General features: G+C 57.7%; 21 protein-coding genes and 1 pseudogene. 6 read left to right on the top strand and 16 right to left on the bottom strand.

From position 1 onward, the window contains the following. The first annotated feature begins 101 nt into the window (after positions 1–101). Entirely contained in the window at positions 102–428 is a 327-nt protein-coding gene (locus NLY43_RS25555) for a conjugal transfer protein TraD (RefSeq protein ID WP_023711029.1), read from the top strand. Between the two features lies 1 nt (position 429). Next, positions 430–678: a conjugal transfer protein TraD gene (locus tag NLY43_RS25550; protein ID WP_023711028.1), complete on the top strand. Its 249-nt coding sequence runs from the start codon at positions 430–432 to the stop codon at positions 676–678. A gap of 348 nt (positions 679–1026) precedes the next feature. On the opposite strand, the gene NLY43_RS25545 is transcribed toward NLY43_RS25550, so the two are convergent. From NLY43_RS25545 to NLY43_RS25535, 3 genes are all read right to left on the bottom strand, one after another. Continuing rightward, positions 1027–1464, bottom strand: a complete 438-nt coding sequence (locus tag NLY43_RS25545; protein WP_023711027.1) for a hypothetical protein — start codon at positions 1462–1464, stop codon at positions 1027–1029. Then, positions 1457–1870 (bottom strand): HNH endonuclease, encoded by a 414-nt coding sequence (locus NLY43_RS25540; protein ID WP_156935510.1) that lies wholly within the window; start codon positions 1868–1870, stop codon positions 1457–1459. Before NLY43_RS25540 ends, NLY43_RS25545 begins: the two co-directional genes overlap by 8 nt. 298 nt (positions 1871–2168) lie before the next feature. Next, the gene (locus NLY43_RS25535) at positions 2169–2972 is read right to left on the bottom strand and encodes a hypothetical protein (RefSeq protein ID WP_023711025.1); all 804 of its coding nucleotides are present in this window, start codon (positions 2970–2972) and stop codon (positions 2169–2171) included. 272 nt (positions 2973–3244) lie between these two features. On the opposite strand from NLY43_RS25535, the gene eruA reads away from it, so the two are divergent. The 3 genes from eruA to NLY43_RS25520 are packed head-to-tail and all read left to right on the top strand — an operon-like array spanning position 3245 to position 10712. After that, positions 3245–7255 carry an NACHT domain-containing antiphage protein EruA gene (gene eruA / locus NLY43_RS25530; protein WP_023711023.1) on the top strand — a complete coding sequence of 1337 codons (4011 nt, stop codon included), beginning with the start codon at positions 3245–3247 and terminating at the stop codon, positions 7253–7255. Between the two features lie 48 nt (positions 7256–7303). Further along, positions 7304–9697, top strand: coding sequence for a nuclease-related domain-containing protein (locus NLY43_RS25525; protein WP_023711022.1), 2394 nt, complete (start codon positions 7304–7306; stop codon positions 9695–9697). Beyond that, positions 9675–10712, top strand: a complete 1038-nt coding sequence (locus NLY43_RS25520; RefSeq protein WP_023711021.1) for a hypothetical protein — start codon at positions 9675–9677, stop codon at positions 10710–10712. Before NLY43_RS25525 ends, NLY43_RS25520 begins: the two co-directional genes overlap by 23 nt. 57 nt (positions 10713–10769) lie before the next feature. Here NLY43_RS25520 and NLY43_RS25515 read toward each other — a convergent pair whose 3' ends face one another. From NLY43_RS25515 to NLY43_RS25465, 11 genes and pseudogenes are all read right to left on the bottom strand, one after another. Beyond that, positions 10770–11408, bottom strand: coding sequence for a hypothetical protein (locus NLY43_RS25515; RefSeq protein WP_156935511.1), 639 nt, complete (start codon positions 11406–11408; stop codon positions 10770–10772). Then, positions 11324–13531, bottom strand: a complete 2208-nt coding sequence (locus tag NLY43_RS25510; RefSeq protein ID WP_156936168.1) for a DEAD/DEAH box helicase — start codon at positions 13529–13531, stop codon at positions 11324–11326. The genes NLY43_RS25515 and NLY43_RS25510 overlap by 85 nt, the downstream gene beginning before the upstream one ends. A gap of 95 nt (positions 13532–13626) precedes the next feature. Continuing rightward, positions 13627–14061 (bottom strand): hypothetical protein, encoded by a 435-nt coding sequence (locus NLY43_RS25505; protein ID WP_156935513.1) that lies wholly within the window; start codon positions 14059–14061, stop codon positions 13627–13629. Next, positions 14054–14599, bottom strand: a complete 546-nt coding sequence (locus NLY43_RS25500) for a hypothetical protein (RefSeq protein ID WP_050589739.1) — start codon at positions 14597–14599, stop codon at positions 14054–14056. The genes NLY43_RS25505 and NLY43_RS25500 overlap by 8 nt, the downstream gene beginning before the upstream one ends. 970 nt (positions 14600–15569) lie before the next feature. After that, entirely contained in the window at positions 15570–17297 is a 1728-nt protein-coding gene (locus tag NLY43_RS25495) for a phospholipase D-like domain-containing protein (RefSeq protein ID WP_023711019.1), read from the bottom strand. 264 nt (positions 17298–17561) lie between these two features. Beyond that, complete coding sequence (locus NLY43_RS25490; RefSeq protein ID WP_023711018.1) at positions 17562–18623, bottom strand: DUF2252 family protein; 1062 nt, start codon at positions 18621–18623, stop codon at positions 17562–17564. Between the two features lie 126 nt (positions 18624–18749). Next, positions 18750–19143 (bottom strand): annotated as a pseudogene (locus NLY43_RS25485) (ABC transporter substrate-binding protein); the annotation flags it as partial. Between the two features lie 96 nt (positions 19144–19239). Continuing rightward, positions 19240–20232, bottom strand: coding sequence for a DUF1906 domain-containing protein (locus NLY43_RS25480; protein ID WP_023711015.1), 993 nt, complete (start codon positions 20230–20232; stop codon positions 19240–19242). 12 nt (positions 20233–20244) lie between these two features. Further along, positions 20245–20919: a hypothetical protein gene (locus NLY43_RS25475; RefSeq protein ID WP_156935515.1), complete on the bottom strand. Its 675-nt coding sequence runs from the start codon at positions 20917–20919 to the stop codon at positions 20245–20247. Between the two features lie 48 nt (positions 20920–20967). Then, positions 20968–21624: an acyl-homoserine-lactone synthase gene (locus tag NLY43_RS25470; protein ID WP_286458802.1), complete on the bottom strand. Its 657-nt coding sequence runs from the start codon at positions 21622–21624 to the stop codon at positions 20968–20970. Positions 21625–21706: 82 nt separating this feature from the next. Then, entirely contained in the window at positions 21707–22429 is a 723-nt protein-coding gene (locus tag NLY43_RS25465; RefSeq protein ID WP_023713136.1) for a LuxR family transcriptional regulator, read from the bottom strand. Between the two features lie 238 nt (positions 22430–22667). On the opposite strand from NLY43_RS25465, the gene NLY43_RS25460 reads away from it, so the two are divergent. Continuing rightward, positions 22668–22892, top strand: a complete 225-nt coding sequence (locus NLY43_RS25460) for a hypothetical protein (RefSeq protein ID WP_023713135.1) — start codon at positions 22668–22670, stop codon at positions 22890–22892. 33 nt (positions 22893–22925) lie between these two features. Here NLY43_RS25460 and NLY43_RS25455 read toward each other — a convergent pair whose 3' ends face one another. Both NLY43_RS25455 and NLY43_RS25450 read right to left on the bottom strand, forming a co-directional pair. After that, positions 22926–24014 carry a hypothetical protein gene (locus NLY43_RS25455; RefSeq protein WP_156935516.1) on the bottom strand — a complete coding sequence of 363 codons (1089 nt, stop codon included), beginning with the start codon at positions 24012–24014 and terminating at the stop codon, positions 22926–22928. A 166-nt stretch (positions 24015–24180) separates the two neighbouring features. Then, a complete protein-coding gene (locus NLY43_RS25450) occupies positions 24181–25545 on the bottom strand; it encodes a hypothetical protein (protein WP_156935517.1) in 1365 nt (454 codons plus the stop codon). Positions 25546–25552: the final 7 nt, after the last annotated feature.

The raw sequence follows: 25552 nt of genomic DNA, 5'->3' as shown, positions 1-25552 counted from the left end.
CGGGATGGACCAGCCCGTCCCGGGCTGTCTCGGCAACCCTGAAGCCTTCCGGCGGACGCTCCCCTATGATCATCCGATCGACAACCGGATGGAGAAAGCACATGCGCAAACCACGGGACTTTGACGCGGAACTAAAGGCGCTGGAGGACAAAGCCAAAGAACTGAAAACCCGTAAGGTGCAGCAGCTTGGCGACCTGGTCATCGCCACCGGCGCCGATCAACTCAGCAGCGACGAACTGGCCGGCGCACTGGTCGCAATTGCCGAGACGAAAGACACCTCAAGGCGTGAGGCGTGGGCCAAGCGTGGGGTGATGTTTTTCGAAAACAGGTCCCGGCGAATTGCTCCGGCATCTCAGCGCAACCCTCGCGGCGCTCCAGCACAACCGGGCAGCCCACAATCGCCGGCAGGCGGCACAGGCTCGCAGTGACATGCGCACCTGGCAGGTCGAGCGTCGCAAGCGCACACGGGAGCTCATCGAACTTGGCGGTCTCGTCGTCAAGGCAGGCATCGTCGAGCTCACCAATGACGATCGCGCTGCGATCTACGGCGCACTGCTCTGGATCGCCGCCAAGCTGCAGAGCGATGAAGGCAAGCATGCGCGGGACCTATGGTTTGCGAAGGGAACGCAGGCGTTCAATGCGGAAAGGCATGAACGGCGAAAATATCAGCGAACTTAGCACCTGTGGCGCGAGCGGCGGGCCAGCAAAATCTCCAACGGGCTAGGCGGACCAACAAGAAGATCGTGGCGGGCGCGCCCCGTACGCAGCGAGCGAGGTGGAGCCGAGGGAGTGAGAATTGTGGGACGGCGATTTTGTTGTTACAGGGGTGCTTGGGGGCGGAGCCCTGTAACCCTTTTCGCTAAGAAAACAGCCGGCGGCCCCGCATCTCGGGCAAGGATCGTCACCCGGCGGGTGAAGACGTGCAGTGGCTTCGGGCGCGTGCGCCTAAAGCCCGATCCTGCGCAGCAGGATGACCAATATAGACCAGTTCCGAGGCCCTCGCCTCGCGTCAACTTCCCGGCCGCGTTACGCGAGAAGCGCGGATACCGCGGGCACCCGTCCCTGCGCCTCACGCAATACCGCCAGAGCCTCCGCCACAAGGGTTCCGTCTCTTTCCCAGGTATCTGGTCCGCCCTGAAACTTTTCGCCATGAACGTAGCTGTTTCTTACGCGGCAAACTCCCTGCACGATGAGCTGGTGGATATTGCCAAGGGGTGCGGGATATTCCGGCTGCCATGTCAGGCCTTCACGCATCAACCTTCGTGGCGGGTCACCGATGAGGGTAGAGGCAACTCCTGCATTCACAATGTCAGCAAAGAACGTTGGACCAAGCGCCTGGGCAAAAGCATCCCAATCGGCTTGAGCGTCGGGTCTGTTCTTCAAGAATCCGGTGCGCTTAAGAGCGTGCTCAAAACGACCAAAAAGCCGGGCAAGCTCTCTCCCGTCATCATAAGGATCAGGCATCGGATTGCTCCACGTTGAGAGGATCGCCGGTCGGTAAAACAAGTCTTGGAATGCTCAGCACGACGCCATCAATCGCAGCGCTAAAATCTGTTGCCGATATCACGATCTCAACATCGCCATAGTGAACATGGCGATGATGATTGGCGCAAAGTGTCATGATGTTCGACGCGCCAAGTACCCCCTTCTGCCGTGACGACACCGGCATGACGTGATGTGCCTCGACATAGTGATCGCCATTACGCTTTCGGAATCCGAGCGGAGCATGATTCATCGCCTCGCAGAGCTGGCATTTATAGCCATTGGCCTTCTTAACCGCAGCGCCGACCCGCCCTCGCTCAATCGACTTGCTCACGCGGAGCTTCACTTCCGTGCTGGCGTTTTGATAACGCTCTTCCAGTTCCGCCACGACATCCATCGTATTGGCGACTGCTGGAGCAGGCGATGAAACAAATCCTCGTCTACATGAAGCAAATCGAGGACGAAGCGAAAGTCATCTGCAGGAATGGGGAATGAGGCCGCTTGCAATCCATTCAGAAGATTGGGAGACATGTCCGGCTTTACCGCTCGAAGCCTTTCAAGGGTCAAGGGTGCATCGGCGTAAGTTTGCAGGTAGCGAATTTGCACCGTGGGCCAGCCCGGCGCGCGGCCACTGCCTTCTGCCCAAAATGAATCATTGGCGCCTGTCCCTGGCTGCGCCGTGCTCTCTACCTCGCACGGGCGTAGATGCCGGGCTCCAGCGGTGGTCGCCCGTCGCGCTCGGCCGTACTGCGCCGGTCGACGCCGACCCGCACAATGCCAAGTTGGCCTGGCGCAAACGAATGCTGATCCGATGGCCGGACACCCCAAGTGTCGTATGTAATTCCGCTCTCAAAGAAGCGGTCGATTGCCCATTTGGCGGGATTGCAGACAAGCACCCAATAGGGCGCTTCCTCTTGAGTGATTGGCCCTGCGTCCCGTTCCAGTGTCTCGACGGTAGCGCGTGGCACCTCTGCATTGCTTTGGCCTACGCCTTTCGCACGGCGAGGCGGTCGGTCTTCATCATTCGGCAAGCCGAGCGTGCGGCGCGCATACCATGCGGCGCGCAGGGAAAACTCAGCCGGGTGATCGAGAATGATTTGTTCGTAGGAGAGATCTTGCGGATCCTCGTCCTTGAGCACCTGAAACCCTTGGGTGGGCTTTGCTTTTGCGACGGCCGTTTCGGCCGCTTCAATTAACCCCCTGTTTCGCAGTTGAAGAAATGTTCGCGTAGCTTCCTTGCCCTGGTGCTTCATGACCCCGACGTAAGCGCTGACGGCTTCTACGATCCGTTCCTGGGCAGGCGTCAGCCTCGACAAATCAAGGCCCGTCCTTTCTGCGACGAGCGTCCGGCCAAGGTAAGCCGAGCGCTGATTGATCGGCTGGGCCACTTCGTCGTTGAAGGCATTCTGTCGGCGAATATTGGCTTCGAGTTGGGCGAGGTGCTCAAAGTCTTCGATGCCACTCAGTGCGCGCGTAATTCGCTCGTCCATTCAAAATTCCTCCCAGGGAGAGCATTGCGAGATTCAACAATTTGCGGAAAGGACTATTTCAGACGAACGTCCGAAAGCAATCCAAGCCGGCTACGACCGCGCATGCCCTTGGACATTAAGCTAGGGATTGTCACCCAATGGGCGGAGACGATCAGCGGCTTTGTGTTGCGTAGACGCAAGGCGCAGCAGGACGACCGTATTCAAGCGATTGCTTGACAACCAACGTTCTGTCCCATGAATTGATACTTTGTTTTATTCATTCGCTGTAGAAAATGACCCGAACGGTCCGCCAAACCAACTTACCCTATGACAAATCCGACGAAGCGCGCCCTCGCCGTTTTTCGGATTTCGAAAGCGAGCCCAACATTGTTCTGCTGGGCGATCCCGGTGCCGGCAAATCGCATCTCTTTCGAGAAACGGCCAAAGCCGAAGGCGCTAGGCTCATCACCGCCCGCGCCTTTCTTGCGACGCCCGCGAACAAGCTCTCCAGTCAGGCGCTTTTCATTGACGGGCTTGATGAGAAACGCTCCGGGCGCGGCGACCGGGACACGGTTGATGCCCTTGTAGAAAAATTGTTCGAGGTCAACCCAGCGAAAGTCCGGATTTCATGCCGGGTAGCGGATTGGCTCGGGGAAAGTGACCTGACCGCGCTTCATCCCTACTTTGAACAGACGGGCACGCCACCGGTCCTCCTGCTTCAAAAGCTTTCACCAAAGGAACAACTTAGGGTTCTTACCGACCAAGGCCTGCGGCCAAACGAAGCGGTCGCGTTTCTTACCAAAGCTAGAACCCGCGGGCTCGACGACTTTCTGGAAAACCCGCAAAACCTCATCATGCTGTGGCGCGCGGTGCAAACTGGTTCATGGCCCGCGACACGCAGGGAGGTTTTCGAGCTGTCGACTGGGCTCATGCTTCAGGAATTTGACGCGAACCATGCGCGTAAGGGCAGCGGCGTCTATTCGGCGGCGGAACTGCGGCAGGCCGCTGGCGCGGTCTGTGCAGCTCGACTGATCGCCGACGTTGAAGCGATTAGCCTGACCGAACAGGAGGGTATTCCAGAAATTCCAGGCTATCGTTCCCTAACGTTCCTTGATGCGGCAAAGACCCAGGCGGCCCTCTGTCGAAGGGTATTTGTCGCAGGCCCGGAGCCAGAAACAGTCGACTATGCCCACCGCACCACGGCTGAGTATCTGGCTGCGGCCTTTCTGGCGAAGCAAGTGCGCGATGGGTTGCCGTTCGGCCGGGTCACGGCCTTGATAGGCGTTGACGGGCATCCCGCATCCGAATTGCGGGGCCTTCATGCGTGGCTTGCTGTGCATCTTCCCGAGCATGCCGACTCGTTGATCGATACGGACCCTTACGGCGTTCTCACCTATGGTGATGCAGCATCACTGGCGCCCTCATCATGCGTGGCGCTCCTGCGTGCACTTGGTCGCCTATCCAAGTCTGACCCTTGGTTTCGGTCCGGAAACAGGGATGCGCCTCCAATTGGCGCCCTCTCTCGCGGTGACATGGCTGAAGAATTTCGCGCGATCTTGAAAGACCCAAACGCGGGCTTCGGGGTGCGCTCGGTTGTGATTGATGCACTCCGCTTGGGTACGCCACTCCCCGAGATGCGGCCCGACCTTGTCGCAGTGCTTTCACAAGATGCACCCTACGAAGAGCGTTTGCATGCCCTGCTGGCCCTGCTTCGGCTCGGTGATGAAGGGAAAGCTGCAATCGTCGCGGCCTTCAAGGCTGACCTTGGTAACACGGCCAACGATCTTCGGCTCCGTGCCGAAATTATCGAGCAGCTTTACGGGCATCCTTTTGGTCATCCTGACGTCGTCCGGCTCGTCAACGACACGTTGCACAGCGACGAGGATTTCCTTGCGACAGGAACGCTGTGGGGACTGGCGGACCACATACCGCTTGCCGATTTGTCATCGGTGCTCGACGGCATTGCTACCCTCCGGCAGAACGAGTACGGCGAACATAATCGCAGGCACAGCGAGGTGGGCAGGTTCTTCGCCCATACTCTCGTGCGCGCATGGAGCGAAACCCGCGCGTTCGACCCGGAACGCGCGTTGTGCTGGCTTGGTAAGCGGCTAGCATTCGGCGACGATAGCCAAATTGAGGAGTTGCGCAACGCAATCAGCGAAGCACCCAAAAAACTGGAGGCTCTTGCAAGTCACTTCTTCAGCACGCTAGTCGCGGACAACGACCGCTGGCAAATATATTCGATATTCCAGCGGAGCACCTTGCAAGCGCTCTCGGTCGGAACCCTGCTTCGTATCGTTGTCGATCAACTCAATGCTGCGGATGAAGGCAGCGCGAGACGGTCCTTTTTTTACGAGCTCGCTTTCAGTCTGTGTTTTAAGGTGGAACAGCCCCGGGCCGATGAAATGTTCGGGGCTTTGTATGAATTGGCCGACCTGGAAGCCGGTCTCAAGCCGGTGCGAGCCGACGCGGTCAAGTCGACCTTGTATGACGGCTACTTCAAGGGACGAAAGGACCGGCAAGTTGAAAACAATGCCGCGCGCGAACGCCAGCGCGAGGAGTTTGCGCAAAAAGTCGAGCGCATCCGCAGCGGTGCGGATCTCGGGTGGCTAAACCATCTCGGGAAGATTTACTTTGCGTTGTACAGCGACGTTGACCAGAGCCTTGAGCCCCGTGACAGGGTTGCGGCATGGGTAGGTGACGATCTAATCGAGATTGCCCTTGCCGGGTTGCGTGCGGCGCTGTTGCGCAATGATCTGCCAACCTTTGCAGATGTCATGGCTCTCATGGCGAAACACAGGCGCTATGACTGGTGGCACGCGCTCGTCGCCGGGCTGAACGAGCGCTGGGCCACAGGCAAAGGGTTTGCCGGCCTGACGGATGATTTCTTGAAAGCACTGCTGGCTTTCGATGTCACGAATCCGGTTTCCATCAAGCGGAACAAAACCATCACCTGGCTTACACATCCCTGGCGGGACGCGTTGCTGCAACAGCGCCCTGAACTGGCGCGCGACGTTTTTCTTGCAATCGCACGGCTTCGCTTGTCCGCTGGCGATCAAGGGATTGATGGGCTGCGCGAGCTTTTGACCGCAGAGGCATTCGAGCCCTATCGCAAGGATATTGTGCTTGAACTGTTGCGTGATTTCCCGAACGCAAACCTGTTTCGCCTCGGTGACATGCTGGATGCGGCAACCAAATTACCGGATGCCCGTGCGGAGTTTCTGGCGCTCGCTGAGGATGTGCTTGCGGGAACTGCGGCTAACAACGAGCCACAGTATGAAATGTGGCTGGCGACGGCCTACCTTTTATCGCCGGCCCAGTTTGCCGATCGGGTCGAGGATTTCGCGCAGAAGCGACCAGATATCATTTTTCAGCTCCGTGACCGAAGCGGTTTTGCTTCACGCGGACAGCCCGTCGAAACGGCGCTCGCGCTCCCGCAACTTGAGCTTCTGGCGCGTTTGACCGGCACGTTTTTTCCGGATGCGTCCTTTCCCGCAGGTGGATGGAGCGGTGATAGGAATGCGTGGGACGCGGCGGAATATTGCCGCAGGCTTTTCGATACGATCTCAACATTGCCGACAGCAGCCGCGACCTATGCCCTTGAAAGGCTCGTGGCAAACGGTGATTTGGCGTCCTATAGCCCTCATATTCGTCACGCCCTTGCGAACCAGCGTAAGCGCCGGCGAGATGTGGAATATGACCGCCCGGACTGGCCGAGAGCGGTAGCCGCGCTATCGAACGGGCCACCTGCTACTGTTGCCGATCTTCACGCGCTGGTCGTTGCCCAGCTGCTCGACTTGAAGAGACGCATCGAGCGCGAGAATACCGATATCTACAAGCAGTTTTGGAATATCGACTCTTCCGCAAAGCCGATAAATCCGCGCCCTGAAGAGGCATGCCGGGATGACCTGCTTACATTGATGCGGCCGCCCCTTCAGGCCCTCGGTGTCGCTGCCGAGCCAGAAGGGCATATGGCAAGAGACAAACGCGCGGATATCGCCGTCTCGATTGCCGGCCACAAGATTCTTTGCGAGCTGAAGCGTGATAGCAATGCGGAGCTATGGACGGCTCCCATGGGGCAACTAGATCGCTTCTACACACCGGACCCAGGCGCGAAAGGTTTCGGCATCTATTGTGTCTTCTGGTTTGGCGATAAAAGGACAGGAACAATTTCCGCGCCGCCTAAAGGCGTGACCCGCCCGACCTCGGCGGGTGAGCTGGAAAAGACACTCACGGAATTGTTGCCGGAAAGTGCAAAAAGCCGCATTACGGTTATTGTTGTTGATGTGTCAGGAGCGGTTTAGGAACGCCCTGGAAGAGCTTCCGAAACGCATGCCAAAATAAATCATCCAGTGGGCGCGTTAAAAACCTTTGACGTGGCGGACCACAACCTTCTTCGACGCAAAGGGCTGCGATTGGCCTCTATTGAGATTTTCATTGGCGACCCCATAGAACACGCCTCAGAGCGGGCCACCCTTGTGCGTGCCGTTGAATTTCTGACGGCGCAAGGCATCCCGGCGGTTATTCTCGCCAATGTAAATTTCGGCGGCAGGCAGATTGACCTCGTTATCGGCCTCGACCGGCGCGTCCTCGTGGTCGAATCCAAGGGATTCACCTCACCCGTGCGCGGCGGTGAAAGCGGCATCTGGCATGTGCGACTTGCGTCCGGCCAGTGGAAAGAAATTCCCAATCTCTACACGCAGACCCTTGGCGAAAAAAACGCCCTCCGCGACGCGATGACCGCATTCGCAGGGGGAGTGGTCCCCTACCCCGACGCCGCCCTGGTCTTCGTTCCAACAATTCCGGCGGGCTCGACAGTTCCGGGCGGCGATTTCAAAGTTTCGGTTGGCGGCCTCGATGTGCTGCCCGGGCTAATCGCTACGGCGGCGAACCGCGGCTGGTCGTTAGATCAGTGGCGCGACTTTGCGGTCCATCACCGATTGACTCCGGTCTCTTCGCTCGATGCGGCCTTAAGACCGGAACTGCTCGGCGCAGGGCAGCTTCTGTTGGCATATGGGGAAGCATTCACCCGCACCTATGGCCCGCTGGCGTCCGCCATGGTCCCGGTGCAGTGTATCGTTGACGGCGAAACGGTTTCTTCGGAAGCTGTTGTTGAACGGGCTATCGCTGACGGCAACGTTCTGCTGAAGGGCGCTTCTGGCTGCGCCAAAACCCTTCTCTCCTACAAGGCCGCTCTCTTCGCGCTCGGCCATGGTTGCGTGCCGATCGTTATTCCGGCGAAGGATTTTGAAGGCAACTTGCGAGATGTAGCAAACCGCGAGGCAACGCTGTTGGATGCGCGATCGGCGGCTGCGTTGATCTCGGCTGCGCGGCTTTCGGACCGGCGTCTCGTGCTTCTGGTCGATGGCTACAACGAGTGCACCCCTTCGGAACGGCAACGCCTGACCCGAAGCATCGCAGCGGCCATCCGGCGCTATGATGCCATTGCGATTGTGTCGAGCAGCATAGAGCTTGAACGTCACGATCTGCTGCCTGCGCATTGGTATGTTGTGCAAGCGCCTGACATGGCCATCAAGCAAGCTATTGCCCGGAACGCAGCAGGCGGCGCATCAGTGGAAGTGTTTTCCGACCTGCTTGGGACGGTGGGAAGCGGCCTTGAAGCCAGAATTGTTGGGCAGCTCGGGCAGAGCCTGCCGGCTGGAACTACAAAATATGGTTTGTTCGATGCCTATGTGCGTGAGCGGCTTGGGCCGGCCGCCTCGGATGGTATTCGCGCCTTATCTCGCGTCGCAGGAATGATGACCGACCGGGTAAGCTTCGGCCTGTCGGTTCGTGAACTTGACCGCTTGTCAGATCGTGAAGGTGTTGCCGGCGCCTTACTGCAGACGCTTCAGGCCGCAAACCTCCTCGACAAGCGCGGCGACCGGGTGAGTTTCAGCCATGAAATGTTCCTGAACGTCTTTGCCGCCGAGGCGATCTTACGCCGCGCAGGTGAAAACCCGGATGCAGTGGTTGCGGCGTTGCGCCAGCCGCAGCATCTGGAGATGAAGCCGTTTGTGCTGGGCGCCATCGACGATGACCACTTGCGCAGGCGCGTATTATCCGACCTGTCCGATACGTGGGTCGTAAGCGGATGCCTTGCCGGCAATTTCGGCAGAGACGCCGCGCGCTGGGCGAATGTACGCTGCGATGAGGTGCTTGCACGGGTCGAGCAAGAAATCGGTACCGTCCGGTTTGACCTATCAAAGCATTTTTCCTGGAACGTTCAGGCAAGGCCTGAGACGTTGCAGGAATGGACGTCGCACGATCGGGCGGTGCTTGCGGCCATCGGGCAAGACCTTGTGAGGGGGCAACGCCTCGATCACGTTCTGGATTTGATTGGAAAGATGGATAAGCGGCTGGCCGAAGAGCACGGCAGGCTGCTTGATGAGGCCAGGAAACAAAAGCTGGGTCTGCGTAGCGGCCTCTATGCGATGAGCTACACCGGTTTTGCGGGGCGCGAAATTGGCCTCGCGCAGATTTGCAGCCCCGCGCATAGCGGCCACCTCTATCAGGGACCGAAAATCGCAGCCGAGGTTAATCTGCACGAGCGCTTGCACTCCGAAAATTTGAGTCCAGGCCAGGTCGGTCTGCTGATCGAACTCGATAAATATTCCGAGCGGGGCGCCCCTTCAATCGGCACGTTTTTACCCGCCATCCTAACGCGCATCTGGCCAAAAGCAGCGCATCACCTGCGGCTGGCAACTCATGCACGCAGCCGGTATGAGCGCCCATGCGCTCAATGACGATGAGCGTCAGGCCTTGATTGACGTCATCCACGAATTGATGCCCACGAACAATGGTTTCGATTCAACAGGGATGATCGATGCGCTGAAATTCCTTGGTGCATTGGACGACGACCAGGAGGAACATGCAGCAAGCGTCAAAAGCCAGATCGAAGCTGTTCTGGCCAACCGTGACGAACCCATCATGGTGGAGGCCGCCGCAGGCTTGTGGAGCGCGCAATTCGACCATCCCTATGATGGGGCTTATTGCCAAGTCTGGAACGAGTTGCCGTCTGACGACCGCAAAGTGCTGCTGATGATGGCCGCGCAGGACGTTGACCGCAATTCCATGTTCTCGGCTCCATTGCTTGGGGAAGTGGCATCGTGCGGCGACCCGGCTGCCGGCCATACCATCGCACCATGGACGGCCCTGCCGCCGAAAAAAGAAGTCATGATGCAGGACGCTATTCGTACCTTCGAAATGGCGCATGCGGCACTTGCGCGGCTGCATTTTCCATTGCCTGATCGCTCGGCGGAAGCAGTGTCCCCAGCGGACCACGCACTTCTGGCCTGTGGTGCGATCGTTTATTGGCTGAACCGCGATGATCTTTCGAAGGCCGAGCGGAGGCTCAATTGCGCTGCGCCGCTCGCGACATTGGCACGGCATGAACAGGGTGTGGCCGCAGCCATTATCGGTGAATTTTCCGGTGCCGGCCACCTGTTTGAGGAAAGCGCCCAGCGGCTTCCTGGGTCGGAGCCGGTGGTCACATCGTTCGCCCCGGAATTTCCCGATGAAATCGCCGCGATTTACCGCGCGGCGCTGGAACAGCCGACCCGGCAGACAGGATATTTCGAGTTTTTCCTAGCGGATGAACTGATGAAGAAAGCGCTGGCCAAGCTGGGCCAATTCGGCAACGCCGGCGACATTTCATTGCTGCGGCTCTGGTCGGTTCACCCGAGCTATGGGCATGTAGCCGTGCAGGCAATTAAGAAGCTTGAAGAGGCCCCGCAACGGCAGGCGGCTTCGGGTATTTGATCATACGATTATTGTATCGACATTATGCGCTACGATCACTGAAGTGGCGGAACACCACTAGATCCCCGCGCGTGCATTCGCATCCCGAACCCTCGCGATCAAATCGTTGAAATTTTCCCCCAGAGCCGCGGCCCGCAAGCTGTCACGGACTCTGGGGAAATCACGATGAATGACCCGACGGAATGCACCTCTGCGCACCTGGCGAAGAGCCAATTTCACAACGTCATCAAAACCCTCGCGTACGCATGCCCCTAAGGTACGGAGGGCAACCGGGCTATCGTCCGGGACGCCTTGGTTGGTGCGCATGGCGCGATATATCTGCGCGGGCAGGCCGAAGATATATGCAAATTCCGGGATAATTCTGAGAACGAACTCTCGCGCCGCCGCGCATTTCCCGAGCCTGGCTTCCGCCGTGCCAAACGCTCGTTCGATCTCGGCCAAGGAAGAGCCCGCCATCCAAAGTTCCAGAAGGCGAAAAAGCAAAACCGCAACGTAGCGGCCACGTAACTCGTCAGTTTCGAGCGCTTTGTAAGGTGCGCCAAAAAGCCCGTCAAGGCTTTCACGGCGTATCAACTGAGGTAGCAAATGCGGGCGGGCGATCAGCCACGCTTTCAGCCACTCGCGCCACTCGGTAACCGTTGCATCATGGCGAGCCCCTCCTGCCAGCAGTTGCCCAAGGTCGCGAACAACCGACACCGGAACGCCTGCGAGGCCGCCAGTCGATCTTGCCAGCTGAGGATGTCAGGCACCTCTGGGTCAGACGCACGAAGCCTTAGCGCGGCAGCAAGACGCGTTTCTAGCCATGCTGCATCGCCCCGCGTCCGGGCGCGAAAGGCGGCAAATGATCGACCAATGAGAGCCCGTGCTGGCGCATCCCCCGCGCTTGCATCAACTGGCAAGCGCTTGATGAAATAGCGCGCTGTCGGCGATGGCGCTGCCATGTCATGTATCTGATCGAGCAGACCGGTCATAGGATCGTCGATTTCTAGACACTGGTCGCTCTGAGAGAAGATGGCCCGAAGGGAGGTCCAGTGGTTGTGAATGGCACTCGTGGTATCATCGAAGTCAACAACCTTGCTGGGCACCACCAGGACAAATCCGTTTGATGCTTCACCAGCCCTGCCCGCACGACCGGCGGCGTTGAGAAGTTCATAGGCCTCAAGCTGCTCCATGCGGTTTGATGTGTCATCGAAGCGGCTATCGCCTCCAATGATGACAACCTCACTTGGCAGGTTCATGCCCTGAGCAAGGGTCGAAGTAGCTACAAGAACGTTGATGCCATCGGGTCTTTTGAAGAGGGACTCGTGGAGATGCCTCTCTGCCGGTAGAAGAAGGCCGTGATGGCAAGCGCAGGATGCCTGCAACACGCCTGCTGCATCCACACTGACATAAACATGGGCAGGACTGCCCATCTCGTCGACCGCCGCGTCGTACTGCTGTTTCTCTTCCGGTGTGAGTCTAACGTTCGCGTCGCCAAGAGCCTCGACGACGGCCACGCTCGCGCTGTCGGCAAGCGGAATTGTTTGTACAAACACCAGCGTTTTGAGGCCGCTCTTGCCTGTGGCTGCAGCGAGTGTGGCAGCAACTTTGTTTCCGTTCGGCGTGAGATACCAACTCCGGTTCCCTCTTCTTGTCCCCGTTGAAAGGAGCACCTGGCTGTCTAGAAGCGGAAGCAATGCATAATCACGTCGTGCTTGAGATTGCCAAGTCTGGTGAAGGCAGATAAATCCGAAGGGCTTCGCTGTCAGAGTTTGCTTAAGGGAAGTAGGAGGATTGATATTCGAGACCGTGCGGCGGACTTGCACCAGCTGCGTATTGAGGCCGACGATTTCCGCCTTGCTGTAGACAACACAGCCGCGGACCTGCCGCGTTGGCTTCCATGTAAGCGCCAGAGAAAGGCAATGCCGGCCGGTCAATTCTTGCAACCACGCAGCGATCTCGCCGCCATTAGCCATCATCGCCGAAAGCAACAGCAAGTCTGCGTCAGCCACCAGCGCTGTGAAATTGAGGATGCACAACATGGCATCAATGGCACGACGGCTGCGGTCTGTATCGCGCGGATGCATGAGGTGGCATTCATCGAAGATGAGCAGGCCAACGTCTGTGAAGACCTCACTATCGAAGCTCAGCATGGCCAGACAACGCTCTGGCGTCATCACCGATATGGAGGGAAGAGCTTCATCGTCAAAGTCAAAGAGCGTTTCTTCCGCCCGTTCTCGCTGGACCTCGGCATTAGGAAATGTTTTCGCGAGCGACCGTGCGGTCTGATCGACAAGGGCCAATGTCGGTGCGAGGAATAAGACTTTCAATCCCCGCTGGAGAGCAACTGCCACCTTAAGTTCGGCAATCGTGGACTTCCCGGCGCCGGTTGGGAAGCTAATTACTGCGGAGACCCCAGGCTCAAAATAGCCGGCGTCGATTGCGTCACGGTGGTTTCGCCAAAGATAGGGCCTACGGGAGGCGATATCACGCATCATTGCCGACCAGCGGCTTGCATTCACACCTTGCGGCGGAAGAACATTGGCCAGTGCTGTGTCCGCAAGGGCTCGCGTTGCGGACAAGAGGAGTGAAGCGAGATGGGATGGTCCCGGGAAAATGCTGAGGGCTGGGGTCATCTCCCCGAAAAACACCCCGGTAACGGGCTCGACGCTCAATGCAATGACGCGGTTGAACAACGTCTCCGGATCCCTTGTCAGCAGCGGCACTTCCGCACTCCCCAGCAAGCGCGCGGCCAAGGCGCGGAGGCCGTGGAAAATTAAATAATAAAGCGCACGGGTTGCCCGCTGCGTGTCGTCCGTTGCGAGAAAGGCTGCCGGCAAGGGCTGGGAAAGTGCAAGAATATCTGGAAGCCGTCCATTTGCTAAATGGATAATCGCATGCAGTACAGATGTCTCTACGAAATCTTCCGTTTGAACTATATTGTCTTCGCCATCTCGGCAGCATCCGCGCTAGCTTCAGCGATCAGGAAAAGAAGCGTAGCCGACACTTCAGGAGAAATTTCCTGCGGGCCAAGCAGCGTTGGTCGGGCAGCAGACGGCCCCACCCTGTCAGCCAACAATGTGACGTGATGAGCAGCACCAGCCACGAAAGCTGCGCCAGCACGATTTTCACGCTCCGGTGAAACTCCCACTAAGGCCTCGTGGGAAAAGGCAAGGCGTCTCATCTCTTTAACAATGGCCTCGACCGCTTCAGGCAACGCTCTGCCTGCAGCCGCGCGTTGCCGTAGTCGAATCCGTGCAGAGACAATTTCTGCAAATGCGTCGGTGAGACGTCGCGGCAGGTCCGCTAGGTCCAAACCCTCAAGGCGCGGCGCCGACGCCATCAGCGCAACAGTGTCGGCGTCAAACATTCAGTTGCTCCCGCGAACGGACGACGGCTATGGCTTTTTGGGCCAACTGTTCCATCCAAGGGCGCAGATTTTGGATGACTAACGTCTCTCCGCGCCGCCTCCCCACATGACCCGGTGCTATATCATTGTAACCCTCGAATAACCGGCCACGGCCTTCCGCTGTCGCATGAGCTTCGCCGATCGTTATGCAGACGCGATAGCGGCGCGTCTCTTTCCAGATGATTGTCTCGACTGCAGCGTCAGCATCAATCCCAGGTCTCGTGCGCAAAAGCGCTGTCAGATCAGCGACAAGGACGTTCTCCCGGTCGCCTGCCTCAAGCGCTTTAAAGTCCGTCCAGACATCGTCGCGAATCGTATCGCGGGGGTTCGAGGTGGCCTTATCTTCGAAAACGATTGCAGCGGTCACGCGACCTGTCGCGGGATCGTATTCAATCTGCAGGCCATCAAACCCCTTGTGCGCTTGGATGAGGTGGGGAAAGCTTATAACCCCACCCGGCGTTGCGCGGTGCGCGGCAATCCACGACATCGCTTGGAACATCCAGCCATCGCGGTGCCAAGGGTCGGCCCCTTGCACAGCCAAAAGGCCCGGCGAGCTTGCATCCCCGCAACAGCTTCACGAGCTGGCGGAAGAATATCGCAAGGCGGCACACTTGCTCCTTCAACAAGGCCGGACCGGCAAACCGTTGACACGCGCGCCGTTCAGATTGTCGGCCATCCATGCGATCGAACTCTATCTGACCGCGCTTTGCTCCACGTGGGCACAATCCAAATCAGATCCGCAAAATGCAGCACGACCTGTCGGCGCGAACAGAACACACGCTGGAAGTCGGGCTGCGCCTTCGCACGAAAACCGCCACTCATCTTCAGTCTCTCAGCCAGAACCGGGAGTATCTCGTCACCCGTTGCGGCCCGGAATTGGCGGCTACCGCCTCGCAGATAAACCGCCTTACCGCCACCCTCGAAGAGGTCGCGGCAAAGGTCACGGTATTGATCGCGCTACCCCCCAAGAACGCCGCGGCAATCCGAGCTTGCAGCAGGCGGCGAGGTTCAAGACCGGGATTCAGCCGTCACCGTGTCCGCGATGGGTGCTATCTATGCGGAGGCGCTAGATTGTGCAAAGCGCCCCATGCATCGGGTTTGAGCACTGTGGCATGTCGGATCATAAGCCTTGGTCCGTTTTCCGTCTGAAGGACGACGACGTGGACGCTCGAGATCGTCGCACTTTCGATGATGGCGCGTGCAGCCGTCGATCGTCCATGCACCGACTTTGGATCATAGCGGAAACAATTGCGCAATCCCATCGCGATGGAGACAGGGCTAGGCCGGCGGCTGGGCGGCCGGCCGTGTACCCTGGATCGCTGCATACCCGCCGCCCTCCATCGGAAAGCCTTCGTCCGCTCAAGTTCTCTCGGCGCGCATGAGATCGTCAGGCTTCTCGGAAACGCATGCTTGCGTGCGCCAACCGAGTCGTTCGACTCGCTTCGGTTCGTGCTCTTCTGAGAAGGTAGCTACACGACGAGCCCTGCGAAGGCCTGTCGATCGAGCATTTCCTTCGAGGCGGGGACGTAAAATGGGTCCGACCACGACGAGTCTTCTTTTAAAGCCAGGACGGTGTTGAGTGACTTGCCAGATTTTTTAGCTTCCTCCTCTTTCTGGGCTCGCTTGTAGCGAAACCAGTAGTGTTCGAACATCCGCATAAACTCCGTGGCATAAATGTCCATGATGGCGGTATCGCCCCGAACAATCAGACTGTTGGAATCATTGATCCTGGTCGAATTGTTCGAAAAATTGGCGGAGCCAGTAACCAGTATCGGCTCTATGCCAAACGGGTCGGCGGCAATGATTTTGGAATGGATGTGCACGCCAGCATGATGAAAGCCTTCCGAGTGTTCCAGCAGCCGACCTTGATAGTCGTTCAGTGGTGTGTCCAGCACGGTAGCTACCGCGGCAGCATTGCCGGGATCGCCCTCCATGATTTCAATTTCGCCCTTCGTGCCAAACGACCCCTCTTTGTCGGCCATGAGAAACCGGAGAGTGCCGGGCGCAGCCTGCTTAAGAACCTTGCGAATTTCCGGGTGAAGCGCAAACGGTGCCGATACCAGCAAGACTTTGGCCCTCTGGCAGATCTCGGCGTAAAGCTTGATCATGTCGATACTGCTTTGAGGAGAGAAAATCGGAGTGATGCCGTGCTCGAGTTTGTCGACGCCTGATGGAACCGGCGTAAGCTCCTCCAATGCCAAACGTGATTTCGTCGCCGACAGGTCTTGGGAAAGAAGCTGAAAATAGGCCTCGTATTTCTCGGCGATGGCAGCGTCGTAGATTGCATGTCCAACATTGAGCTGGCCGTAGATCCCGCCATCAGTCCAGTTTGTCGAGCCAGTCCAAACGGCAATAGGCTGTAGCACACCTCCACCATCTTTTCGCAGGAGAACGACGAACTTGTTGTGCATTATTGCTCCCTGGGGGTCGGCCTCCCGGGGCTTGGCAAAGGTCATCTTGGAACTGGCGATCGCCGCTTCATTTTTTTCGCGGGTTTTATCCTCGCCCCCTTTGTCACGGGCATGATAGATCACCTTCACATCAACCCCGCGCTTACTTGCCTGTTGAAGCCCATCTAGAAGGTTTGGCTTCTGAAACTCATATACTGCTGCATGCATGGCAAACTGTCCGTCGACCGCCTTTGCGAGAAACGCGAGAATTGCCTCCTCCAATCCTCTGGACAGCCAGATTAGTGCTTCAGGAATTTTGGAGGGATCGTTGTCACCGAACTTGCGCACGTAAGCTTCGCTGGCCGCTGCTCCGCGATTGAAAAAAACGGCCGTGTGATCTTCGCGAGAGTTCTCGGCCTTGACTTCGACAATGGCGCCACCAGAGATGACATCGAAAGCGCCGGGTTTCTCTGCGCCGATGCCCTCATGAAGGATATCCGTAGCTCGCCCATATCGTGCTACGGCGCGATAACGGTACCGTTTGCCTGGCTCGATCGTGTAATCGCCCCATCGAAATTTCTGGAGCGGAGCGCGAGCAGTAGTTATCCACTTCGGGTCCGGATCGGAGGGAAATTGCAGCATGTTTGGGAGCCAGCGGCGATCTCCAGTGTCCAGGTCAGTGCGTTCGATAGAGAAGCCAAGACAATTGTCGCGCTTTGAATCGCTCAGATCCATTGCGAGCAAGGCATTATTGGTACCAGTAATGACGCGTAGGGTTAGACCATCCTTCGACGCTTTTGCACGCATGCCGACCCCCTTTGCCAATTCAGGATTTGGTGATTAGCGCTTTTCAGAAGATAGCGAGTTCACATGAGCGGCGGTTCATTGGCCCGAATAAGACCAGTTATGATCGGGGCTCACCTTGAATATCACATTCGAATTTTCTGTCATGCGCAAGCATTTCTTGTAACCAGTATTTTGCGCCCATGTATAATAATAGACACCTCCATGGATCCGTCGCGCCCTATTGAACCTCGTTTACTGGCTATTCCTGGCGAAGTTTCCGCACTTTCAGTGGCCGGAACACCAGGCAGTGTAATCTTCTTCAATGCTGTCGCGAGCGGCCCCGACTGCGTCGCGAAGCCAGCCGTCGGGCAATAAATCCAGATTGGCGCGAACGGCATTTGTCTGCGCTGTGCTAGCCGCATGGATCGAGCCCAATTCGAAGCCCATTGCTTCGATAGCCATCAGGTCGAGTTCCTTTCCGGCATTCTCGCCGAGGTCCAGTTTTCGGGAATCCACGGCAATTCGACGAACGATGAATTTCTCCTCTGCTCGCAGAAAAGGGTCTGGCGAACGAAATTCCCCAGATGACAGATCGTGGGCGGATGATATGTCAGTCGCCACGCCGTGGGCCCAATACCAGGCAGACGGCACCGACGCTTTCGCTTCCCGAATAACCTGTCCCCCTTGCCAGTTCGCGATGGCCACGAACCGGGCCTTACCCAGCCCGCCGCCGCCTTTCCTGCGCGATGCAAACCGTTGGAGAAGCGCGGTCGCAGGCAAGCTTGACTGAAGAATTCTCCTGGCGTCGGCTGGCGGCTCGACCGTTGGGTACGATTGAACCTCCTCCCAGAATTTCGTGCAGTCCGAATCGGTGCACATCACAAACCGCCGCATCCAAACGGCCCGCTCGTCGACCAGTGTTGGTCGTGGTCCTCGAAGACCGCTGCGATATCCGGTTGTGATTGCGTCCGATGTATCGTGGCCGCTGAGCCCGATCCCCGGAGCAAGCTGGACACTCGTTGCCAGTCTCACGAGATCAAACGGATATGGCATGATCGCCGCTTCATCAAAATCATTCACGCCCCAGACCAGGCGCGCATCCGCATCACGCCAGGTTCCGAAGTTTTCGGTATGGGTATCGCCAACGCTGAGGACGGACGGCGCATTGGCCAGTTCAGGACAGATCTTCGCGATCTCCCTGGCCCAGCGGAAAAACGTCGCCCTCAAGAATGTGAAAGGATTCTTCCTCATCCGCTCATGCTTGTATTCAAGATCGGTCTCGATGACGTCGCATTGAGTGCGAAGCCATGTTTCGTATGCGCTGTTGCAATCCTGGAAGCTGTTCAACGACCTGACGCCCCTGACTGGCAGTATTTCCTGCCCGCCAGGTTTGCGGGCAGCACTATCTATGTTGATCGGTACCTATACCCAATCCGGTTTCACACTACCTGGACATCCGCTGCGCCGTCTGCCGAACGTGTTCCACAGACCACGCTCGGTAGCTGCGGGTTGATAACCGAAAGCCGTTCCCGGCATAGACTTCCGAGTCTGGAATGGTGACGCCCAAGTTGAAGTGACCGATGACGTATCTGACGGCGTCGGCGAGGAACTTGTTGGCGGCCGAGATGCGCTCCTGCGGATCCGACACGCCGTAACCGATTTCGATCTTGATCTGGTGGCCGTTGATGCCGCCGGCTGCGTTGATGTTGGCTGCCGCCTACTCTGCGCCCTCCTGCAGCTGCGCTCTGAAAGGGGCGTTCGGGCGGGTGATGGGGCCGTCGACCCCGTTCAAGATGTCAGCCCACGCACTGCGGCTGATCGTGACAAGCGCGGTCAAGGCGACGGCAGACACAAGTGACTTTCTGATAGTATTCATCGAAGTCTCCTCTCCGCAAAGAACGTTCAAAATGCAATACTTTGGCGCCACGGTGAGTGGAGATTCAAATCCTCCGACCCCCGCGCGCTAGATCGAAAAGCCACCATAGTCGGCGACCGCCTCATCGGTATCGTGGTCGAAAGTCAATCGCGAGTCTGCCTTTCCCTGCTTGATATTCCAGCCTTTAAACGTCTTTGACCCGCCCCAGCCGGTAGACATCGCCAGCCATGCATATTGTACTCTCCCGTGCCCAGCCAACCACGCACAGGCATTGCCAGAGCCGTACACTCCTATTGAGTAGGCCGGGTGACTTGAACTTATCGCAGAGAATCCATCCTTTACGCCGCGGAAATAATCATTAACGGGTCCAGAAATACCTTCACTGTCACAGTCAAAATCCACCGCAAAATAGATGGGGGTTTCCGATGGCTGCCCGGCTAACATTGCCTGCTTGTAGGCAGAGGTCCCCTCTGCAACACCGGTAGAATGAGAAAAATGCGAAAGATGATCAGAATCGCTTTCCCAAACTGTCACGATTTTCAATCCGGCTCCGGATAGAGCCTGTGCCTCCTTCGCGGTGAGCGGAGCCCACTTGGAGGAAGCTGACCGATAGTACCTCGCAACAAAAATCTTCCCTGCCCCAGCGATCTGAATCGCCCGCTTGGAACAATCCGTTGCGCAATCGATCCCACTTCCAGCAACCGGTGCGGAATGGCCTGCGTCACCTTTTCCGTCAGTGGCAGCCACTGCCGGTGCTCTTGGCACTGCCTCCGAAGCATCGAGATGAGCCGCAACTGCTGCCTTGCGTAGCTTTCCAACCGCCTTGTTGAGTTTGTCGAGGTAGACAGCCACCGGATCTTGTCCGCTTGCGTTGACAACGGCGAGCAGTGCGGCGGAGGCAGCAGCGACGCGGTCAGCAGCGGCAGCGAGCTCAATTTCATTCACTCTTGCCAGCAGTCCGACGAGGATGTTCGCCGATGCGAGAAGATCAGCTTTTTCTGCATCAGAAGGGCCTGCATCCAGTTTCGCCTCTACTGCATACATCGCCGAAACGATTGACTGCTGAAGCGCGCTCGGCATGTTGAAATCCTCCTATCGATGATTGAGGGATGCGAAAGCTGCGCGGGCCGCTTTGGCATCGGCAGCAAGATTGCCACTCGCCTCGGCCACCGCTGCCAGACTGACGGAATTGCTGGGCCGTGAGTAAGCGTCGACCATCTGATTAAAGTTCGCCTCCAGGCGGTCAACCAGTACGACATAGTTCGCAACCTTGGTTCTTGCTGCGTCTATGTCTGCCTTTCGTTCCACCCTCGTTCGAGCGCCAACTCCCGGCTGATCCTGGAAAACCAGCGTCTGAAAGATCTGGTCGCTCGCGCTCTTGAGCTCGCCCAGGAGAACGAGCATCGGTTTCCGGCCTTCCAATACCAGCTTTCGAGCTTCAGCATTGCTATGTGCGACCAGTAGTTGATTGATGAATTGATCAAGCGCTGTTGCCGCAGCAGAAAACTGGGAGAATCGCGCGAGGGCAGCAACGTTTGACGCAATGCCCTGCACCTGCGCCTTCCATTCAGCCACGCTTGAGCCGTCCACAAGAGCAGTCAGCAGCGCCGCATAAGACTGGATGACGCCGAAGGCCAACCGAATCTTTGTCGTATTTGGGCCTTCGCCAATGCTGGCGTAGTAATATGCGTCAATTGGATCAAAATTCGATACATCTGAGGGGTTTATGGCTGCGTCGCTTTGAAGTTTTATAATAGCCCGTCGCACGCTTGGGTCTCTTTCGATTGCGGCTCACGGCCCGGTACGAGGATGTCATCAGGCGACCTCCGACGGCTTCTCGGGCTGACGAAGGAATGGAAGCTGGGCTCCGCGCCGGACGAGCAGAGAATTGGTGATGCGAAGTATCTTGCGGACGCTCTCAAGTGCCGCGCCATTTACTTCGATATACGTGACGATGTACCACTCACCGTTTTCTTCCCTTGCCATGCCCATCGGCTCGGCCCGCCATTTGAGCGCGCCATGGTGCGGCATGAAGTAGGTTTCCTGGATGCCCCCGACAGCGCTGAGGCCCTCGTCGACAGCGTATTCCATCACGGCGCAGCAAAGTTGCGTCAGCGTGCCCCGCAGTCCGGTAGAGCGCTTGTCAGGAACAACGAAGGTGCGTGTCCACTCGGCCCAATCCGGGCGCTTCGGGACCCCTGATATCTCGCACATGTGAGGAAAGACTTCCGAGACCATATGCGGTTCGCTGGTCGGGATCAGCCGCGCCGAGGTCACAACCCGGTCGTCTTCGATACCCAGGAGATACGTCGCAGCATCGGTATCGAACTGGTCTAGTTCGCGACCATCCGGGCTTGGCGGCCGCCACCACTTCTGGTGCACAAAAAAATCGTGCCGACGGCGTAGAAATTCGTCGAACTCATTTTCATAGAGATGTCTGTTCTGCGCATTGACGACATGAGCCGCAATCATGGCGCGATCCCCCGATCGTTATAGGGGGATAGTTGCAGTCGTCCTAAAGTACGTCACCTGTCCGATCGGACAGTTGACGCGTTTAGGGATGGATCAAACGTCGCCGCACCGCCTCAACGACAGCTTGCGTTGTGGTGCCGACGCCAAATGCTTCCCGGGCCCTTGTGGCATGCCATTTGACGGTGCGCTCGGCGAGGCCAAGTATCTGGGATGTTTCCGAAGAGGTCTTGCCGGCTGCGGCCCACAAAAGCACCTCCCTTTCCCGATCCGTCAGAAGACCTTCGTCATCTTCATCGTCATTCGACAAAGCCTGGATGGACATGCCGGCATAAACCGCCATCGTCACCAGTTGCACCTGATGGCGCGGCGAGAGCGTGCAGGACTTCGTGGAAGACGCAAACGACAGCACGGACTGCCAATGGTGAACGCTCAGCATCGGCACGGCGAAACCGCTGCAAATGCCGAACTCCGTCGCTTCGCCCGCAACACGTCGCGAACCTTCCGTGTCGGACCATTTTGCCGGGACATCGGCCCATAGAAATGGCTTCAGCGTTTTTGCTGAATAAATGCAAACGCCGTCAACAGCCGCATGCTCGGCTTCAATATAGCGTTCGAACCAGCCCGCCGGCCAGCCATTCAGTTCCACCATCGGCGCAAGCTTCTGTCCGCCAAGGGGGACGCCGCTCAGGATAAGATGTTCGAAGCCGAGGGTTCGCACGGTCTCAAGCAGATCGGCCAGCAGCGGCCCCGTAGCGGTGTGCTTCCTGCAGCGTTCGACAAAGTCGAACACGTCTGAATCGATCATGCCAGAGACCCCCGCCTCTTTGCCGCGATGGAAGTGTACGCCAATTTAGAAACTCGGAATATTCTATAAAAACGTGCACCGTTTTGCCAGCGACAAAGAGGACTTAATTGCGTCAACTGATGAATTTGTTGTGACTGCAGCGGGAGGCGTATAGGCTGGATGGTTCGTTGATTCATTCCCAAGCACGCTTCAGCGCAGGTGCGTGGCAACGACATCGCCTTTGCCCTGGATCTCACCGATGGCTTCGAGGCTGGCGCCACAAATCGCCGGCAATGGCCATGTCTGCGACCATCTGCAGGAAAAGGATCGCGGAAACGCAGCGTCGTCATACCGCCGAAGCGAAGCCCGCAAGATCCAGCATCCCGACGACGCCCACCTCTACACGGAGCGCAACGTCATCGAACGTTTCTCCAACTCAAGCAGTTCCGCTGCGCCAATACACACCACGACAACGATATGCTGACGTAAGGATCCATGCTTTTGGCAGCAGGACTATCTACTCGTGATCTGCTGCCTTAGCCCGCGCCTCTGTTCTGTCGAGTGTGTCAGGTACAAGCCGTTCGGAGAAACCGGCGAGAAATGACCAGACAAGGAGTTTTGCAAGATCGACAGTCGGACCCAGGACTGTCAAGCCGCTTGGATCCATCAACCTGCTATGCGTGGTGGATGGGGAAATACCCGTCTCGGATGCCTGCCAGACAATGTGCTCTCCAACCGAGATGTTTGCCAGTTCTGGAAACGCAGATCCACCAATAATGCCACTTCGCAAGAGGAAATAGAAAACGAATGCGCCTATCATGCCATATAGAAGACGCACATATAGCATCCGTGGCTGGTATTCAGTCATGACGTCCTCAAACCCGAATGTCTGGATGTTCATCTGGAACCTCATCACTCTACTGAAATAGGCGCCGAGGATGCCAAACGCAGAAACCATCCCGAGACCGAAAAGTGGGTTGGAGGAGAATAGCTTATATCCTTTTGCGACATCGCCCGGCGCCATGCTGGTTCCGTCAAATTTTAACGAGAAGATGAGGAAGTACAGAAGGAAAGGCAGTATCGAAATCCCCATCACGCACAGCCCGAAACGGAAAAGGCGTGAAGCCGTCTCGCTGCGCAGCCTTCTGCTAAACCGCTGATTGATAAACCATCTCTGTAGATCGTCGAGTAGTGCTGTATACGCGGCACGTTTGCGCCGCATGGCAGCATCGCTTTCGTCCGGTGGATCAAATAATTTGGCGTTGTTCTCGTGCGCCGCCAGGTTTGTTAACTTGCGCGCTCTAGCCAGTTCTATCAGTATCAGGAATTCGGTAGTAAGTTGCGGCTCAAAAAGCACCAGGCCGATCGCCTGCTCTGCGGCGTTTAACTCGTGCCATTCCTCAGCCCCAGACTTCCATACCAAAGATTTAGGGAAAAGGCCGTCTAGCGCTGCCACGCTCGCGGGATCAGTTACATTCGGTCGAGTAGCCTCCCAGATCGTCTTAAGCGACAGCCATTCGTGGGCGAGGACCTCGTTCTTCTCGTCGGGCGGTCCAGCCCGAAGCATGTATCCCAGGCTGCGCAAAGATTGAAAGCTTGTTGACATCCGAATACCCCCTGTGATGAACACCCTTGGGCTGACCTGCCGCGCCCACCTTGCCGTTACCTGTGTTCTGATTTCTTCAGCTGGCGATCGGGCTGTCGCAACACGGAAAATCAAATCCTGGCGTGCGGCAAACCGTTCTCAGCTGGCTACAATCCAAGCCCACCCGCTAAACCGAAATGTCAAAATAGAGATCCGAACACGCGATACCCTCAATTGGCTCTGCTGGCGCTTCGTCGATACGCACGACACCTACCTTTGCTGTGGCTTTCAGCGCCTCTAGCAGCGCAGGGAGCGGCATGTTGCCCCAGTTTTTATCAAGTGCCATCTGATGGTTGACCGGGATTGCCGCGACTCGCAGGTTCTTCATGAGGTCGAGGCCTTTCTCGCGCAGTGTAGCGTTGTGGCTGCCGTGATGGCCGACCTTGTAAAAGATTGTGCGCGCCAGCAGATCCGGGCCTGTAACCCGTTTCCCGTCCACGTTCCATGAGAGGTCCTGCCACGACAGCCAATTGCCCACTTGGGCGTCCGCGACGAACAGAAGCACTTCGCCATTGGCAACGAACTCGATAGCCAGCACCAGGCTTGTGTTGTTCGTGGCGCTGTCAAGTGCCAGCGCCAGTCCCGGGGCGCCGTCCAGCCAGGCTGTGTCGACCATGCGCCACGCCGGTGCGTCCTCGCCCGGCCCCCAATAGCGCCGGCGAAAGAAATCCATGCCCCTGGCACTTGCAAACGGGATGGGGCGCAGGCCGTCGAAAGGCGAATTGCCGTCTTCGGCGGAGAGCGCGCTCGCCACGTCGGCGGCCGGCAGATGCGCAGAAACGCCATAGGTCTCGGGGTTTCTGGTCGACGGCAGGGTGCGACGGATCTGCCTGGCGTCGGGCGGTGGGCCAAGGATGTATAGCCGAACGTCAGGATCGGAAAGATGAACTGGATCGTCAGCCGGGCGGCAATAGCGCACATCGGCCTTCGCCATAGCTATTTTCAGGGCATCCTCGGTCGAATGGCCTCCCGCAGCCCCAAAAAAGCCCACCAACGCATCGATCTCGGCGGCCCCGCCGGAGTCTTCCGCCATGGTCATGGCCGATCCGGCCAGTCTTAGGGCGCTGACGGCCCTCCTGCGCTCATCCCGGAGCTCGTTGGCGAGGCCGTCACTGGGATCTTCTGTCCATGCGACCCAGACCTTGTCGACGTTCAGCTTTGCAAAAGAGTCTTCTGCCTGGATGAAGCCGGACAGATGATCCCAGTGCTGGTGTGTCGCCACTAGCAGATCAATGTGGGAACCGGTCTCCTTAAGCACGTTGTCCATCACCTGCGTCATGATCTCTCCTGCCCTTTTGGTGCCGAGTATCACCCCGCAATCGATGAGAATCCGGTAGGGGTCGCCATGCTGTCTCGGCAGCGTCACGAGAAAGCAGTCTCCGAGACCCTGCCGATACATGCGAATTTTTGCCCGCGCAGCGGTCGGCAATCCCGCCGCATCGACCCCCTTGGGCGCGGCGGCACTGAGCTTTGTGGTCGATTTCCGTGCCATGTCGCGC

The organism is Mesorhizobium sp. C416B (assembly GCF_030323165.1).
GTDB lineage: Bacteria > Pseudomonadota > Alphaproteobacteria > Rhizobiales > Rhizobiaceae > Mesorhizobium.
The sequence above is the reverse complement of the archived record's forward strand: the minus strand, read 5'-3'. Positions and strand labels throughout refer to the sequence as shown.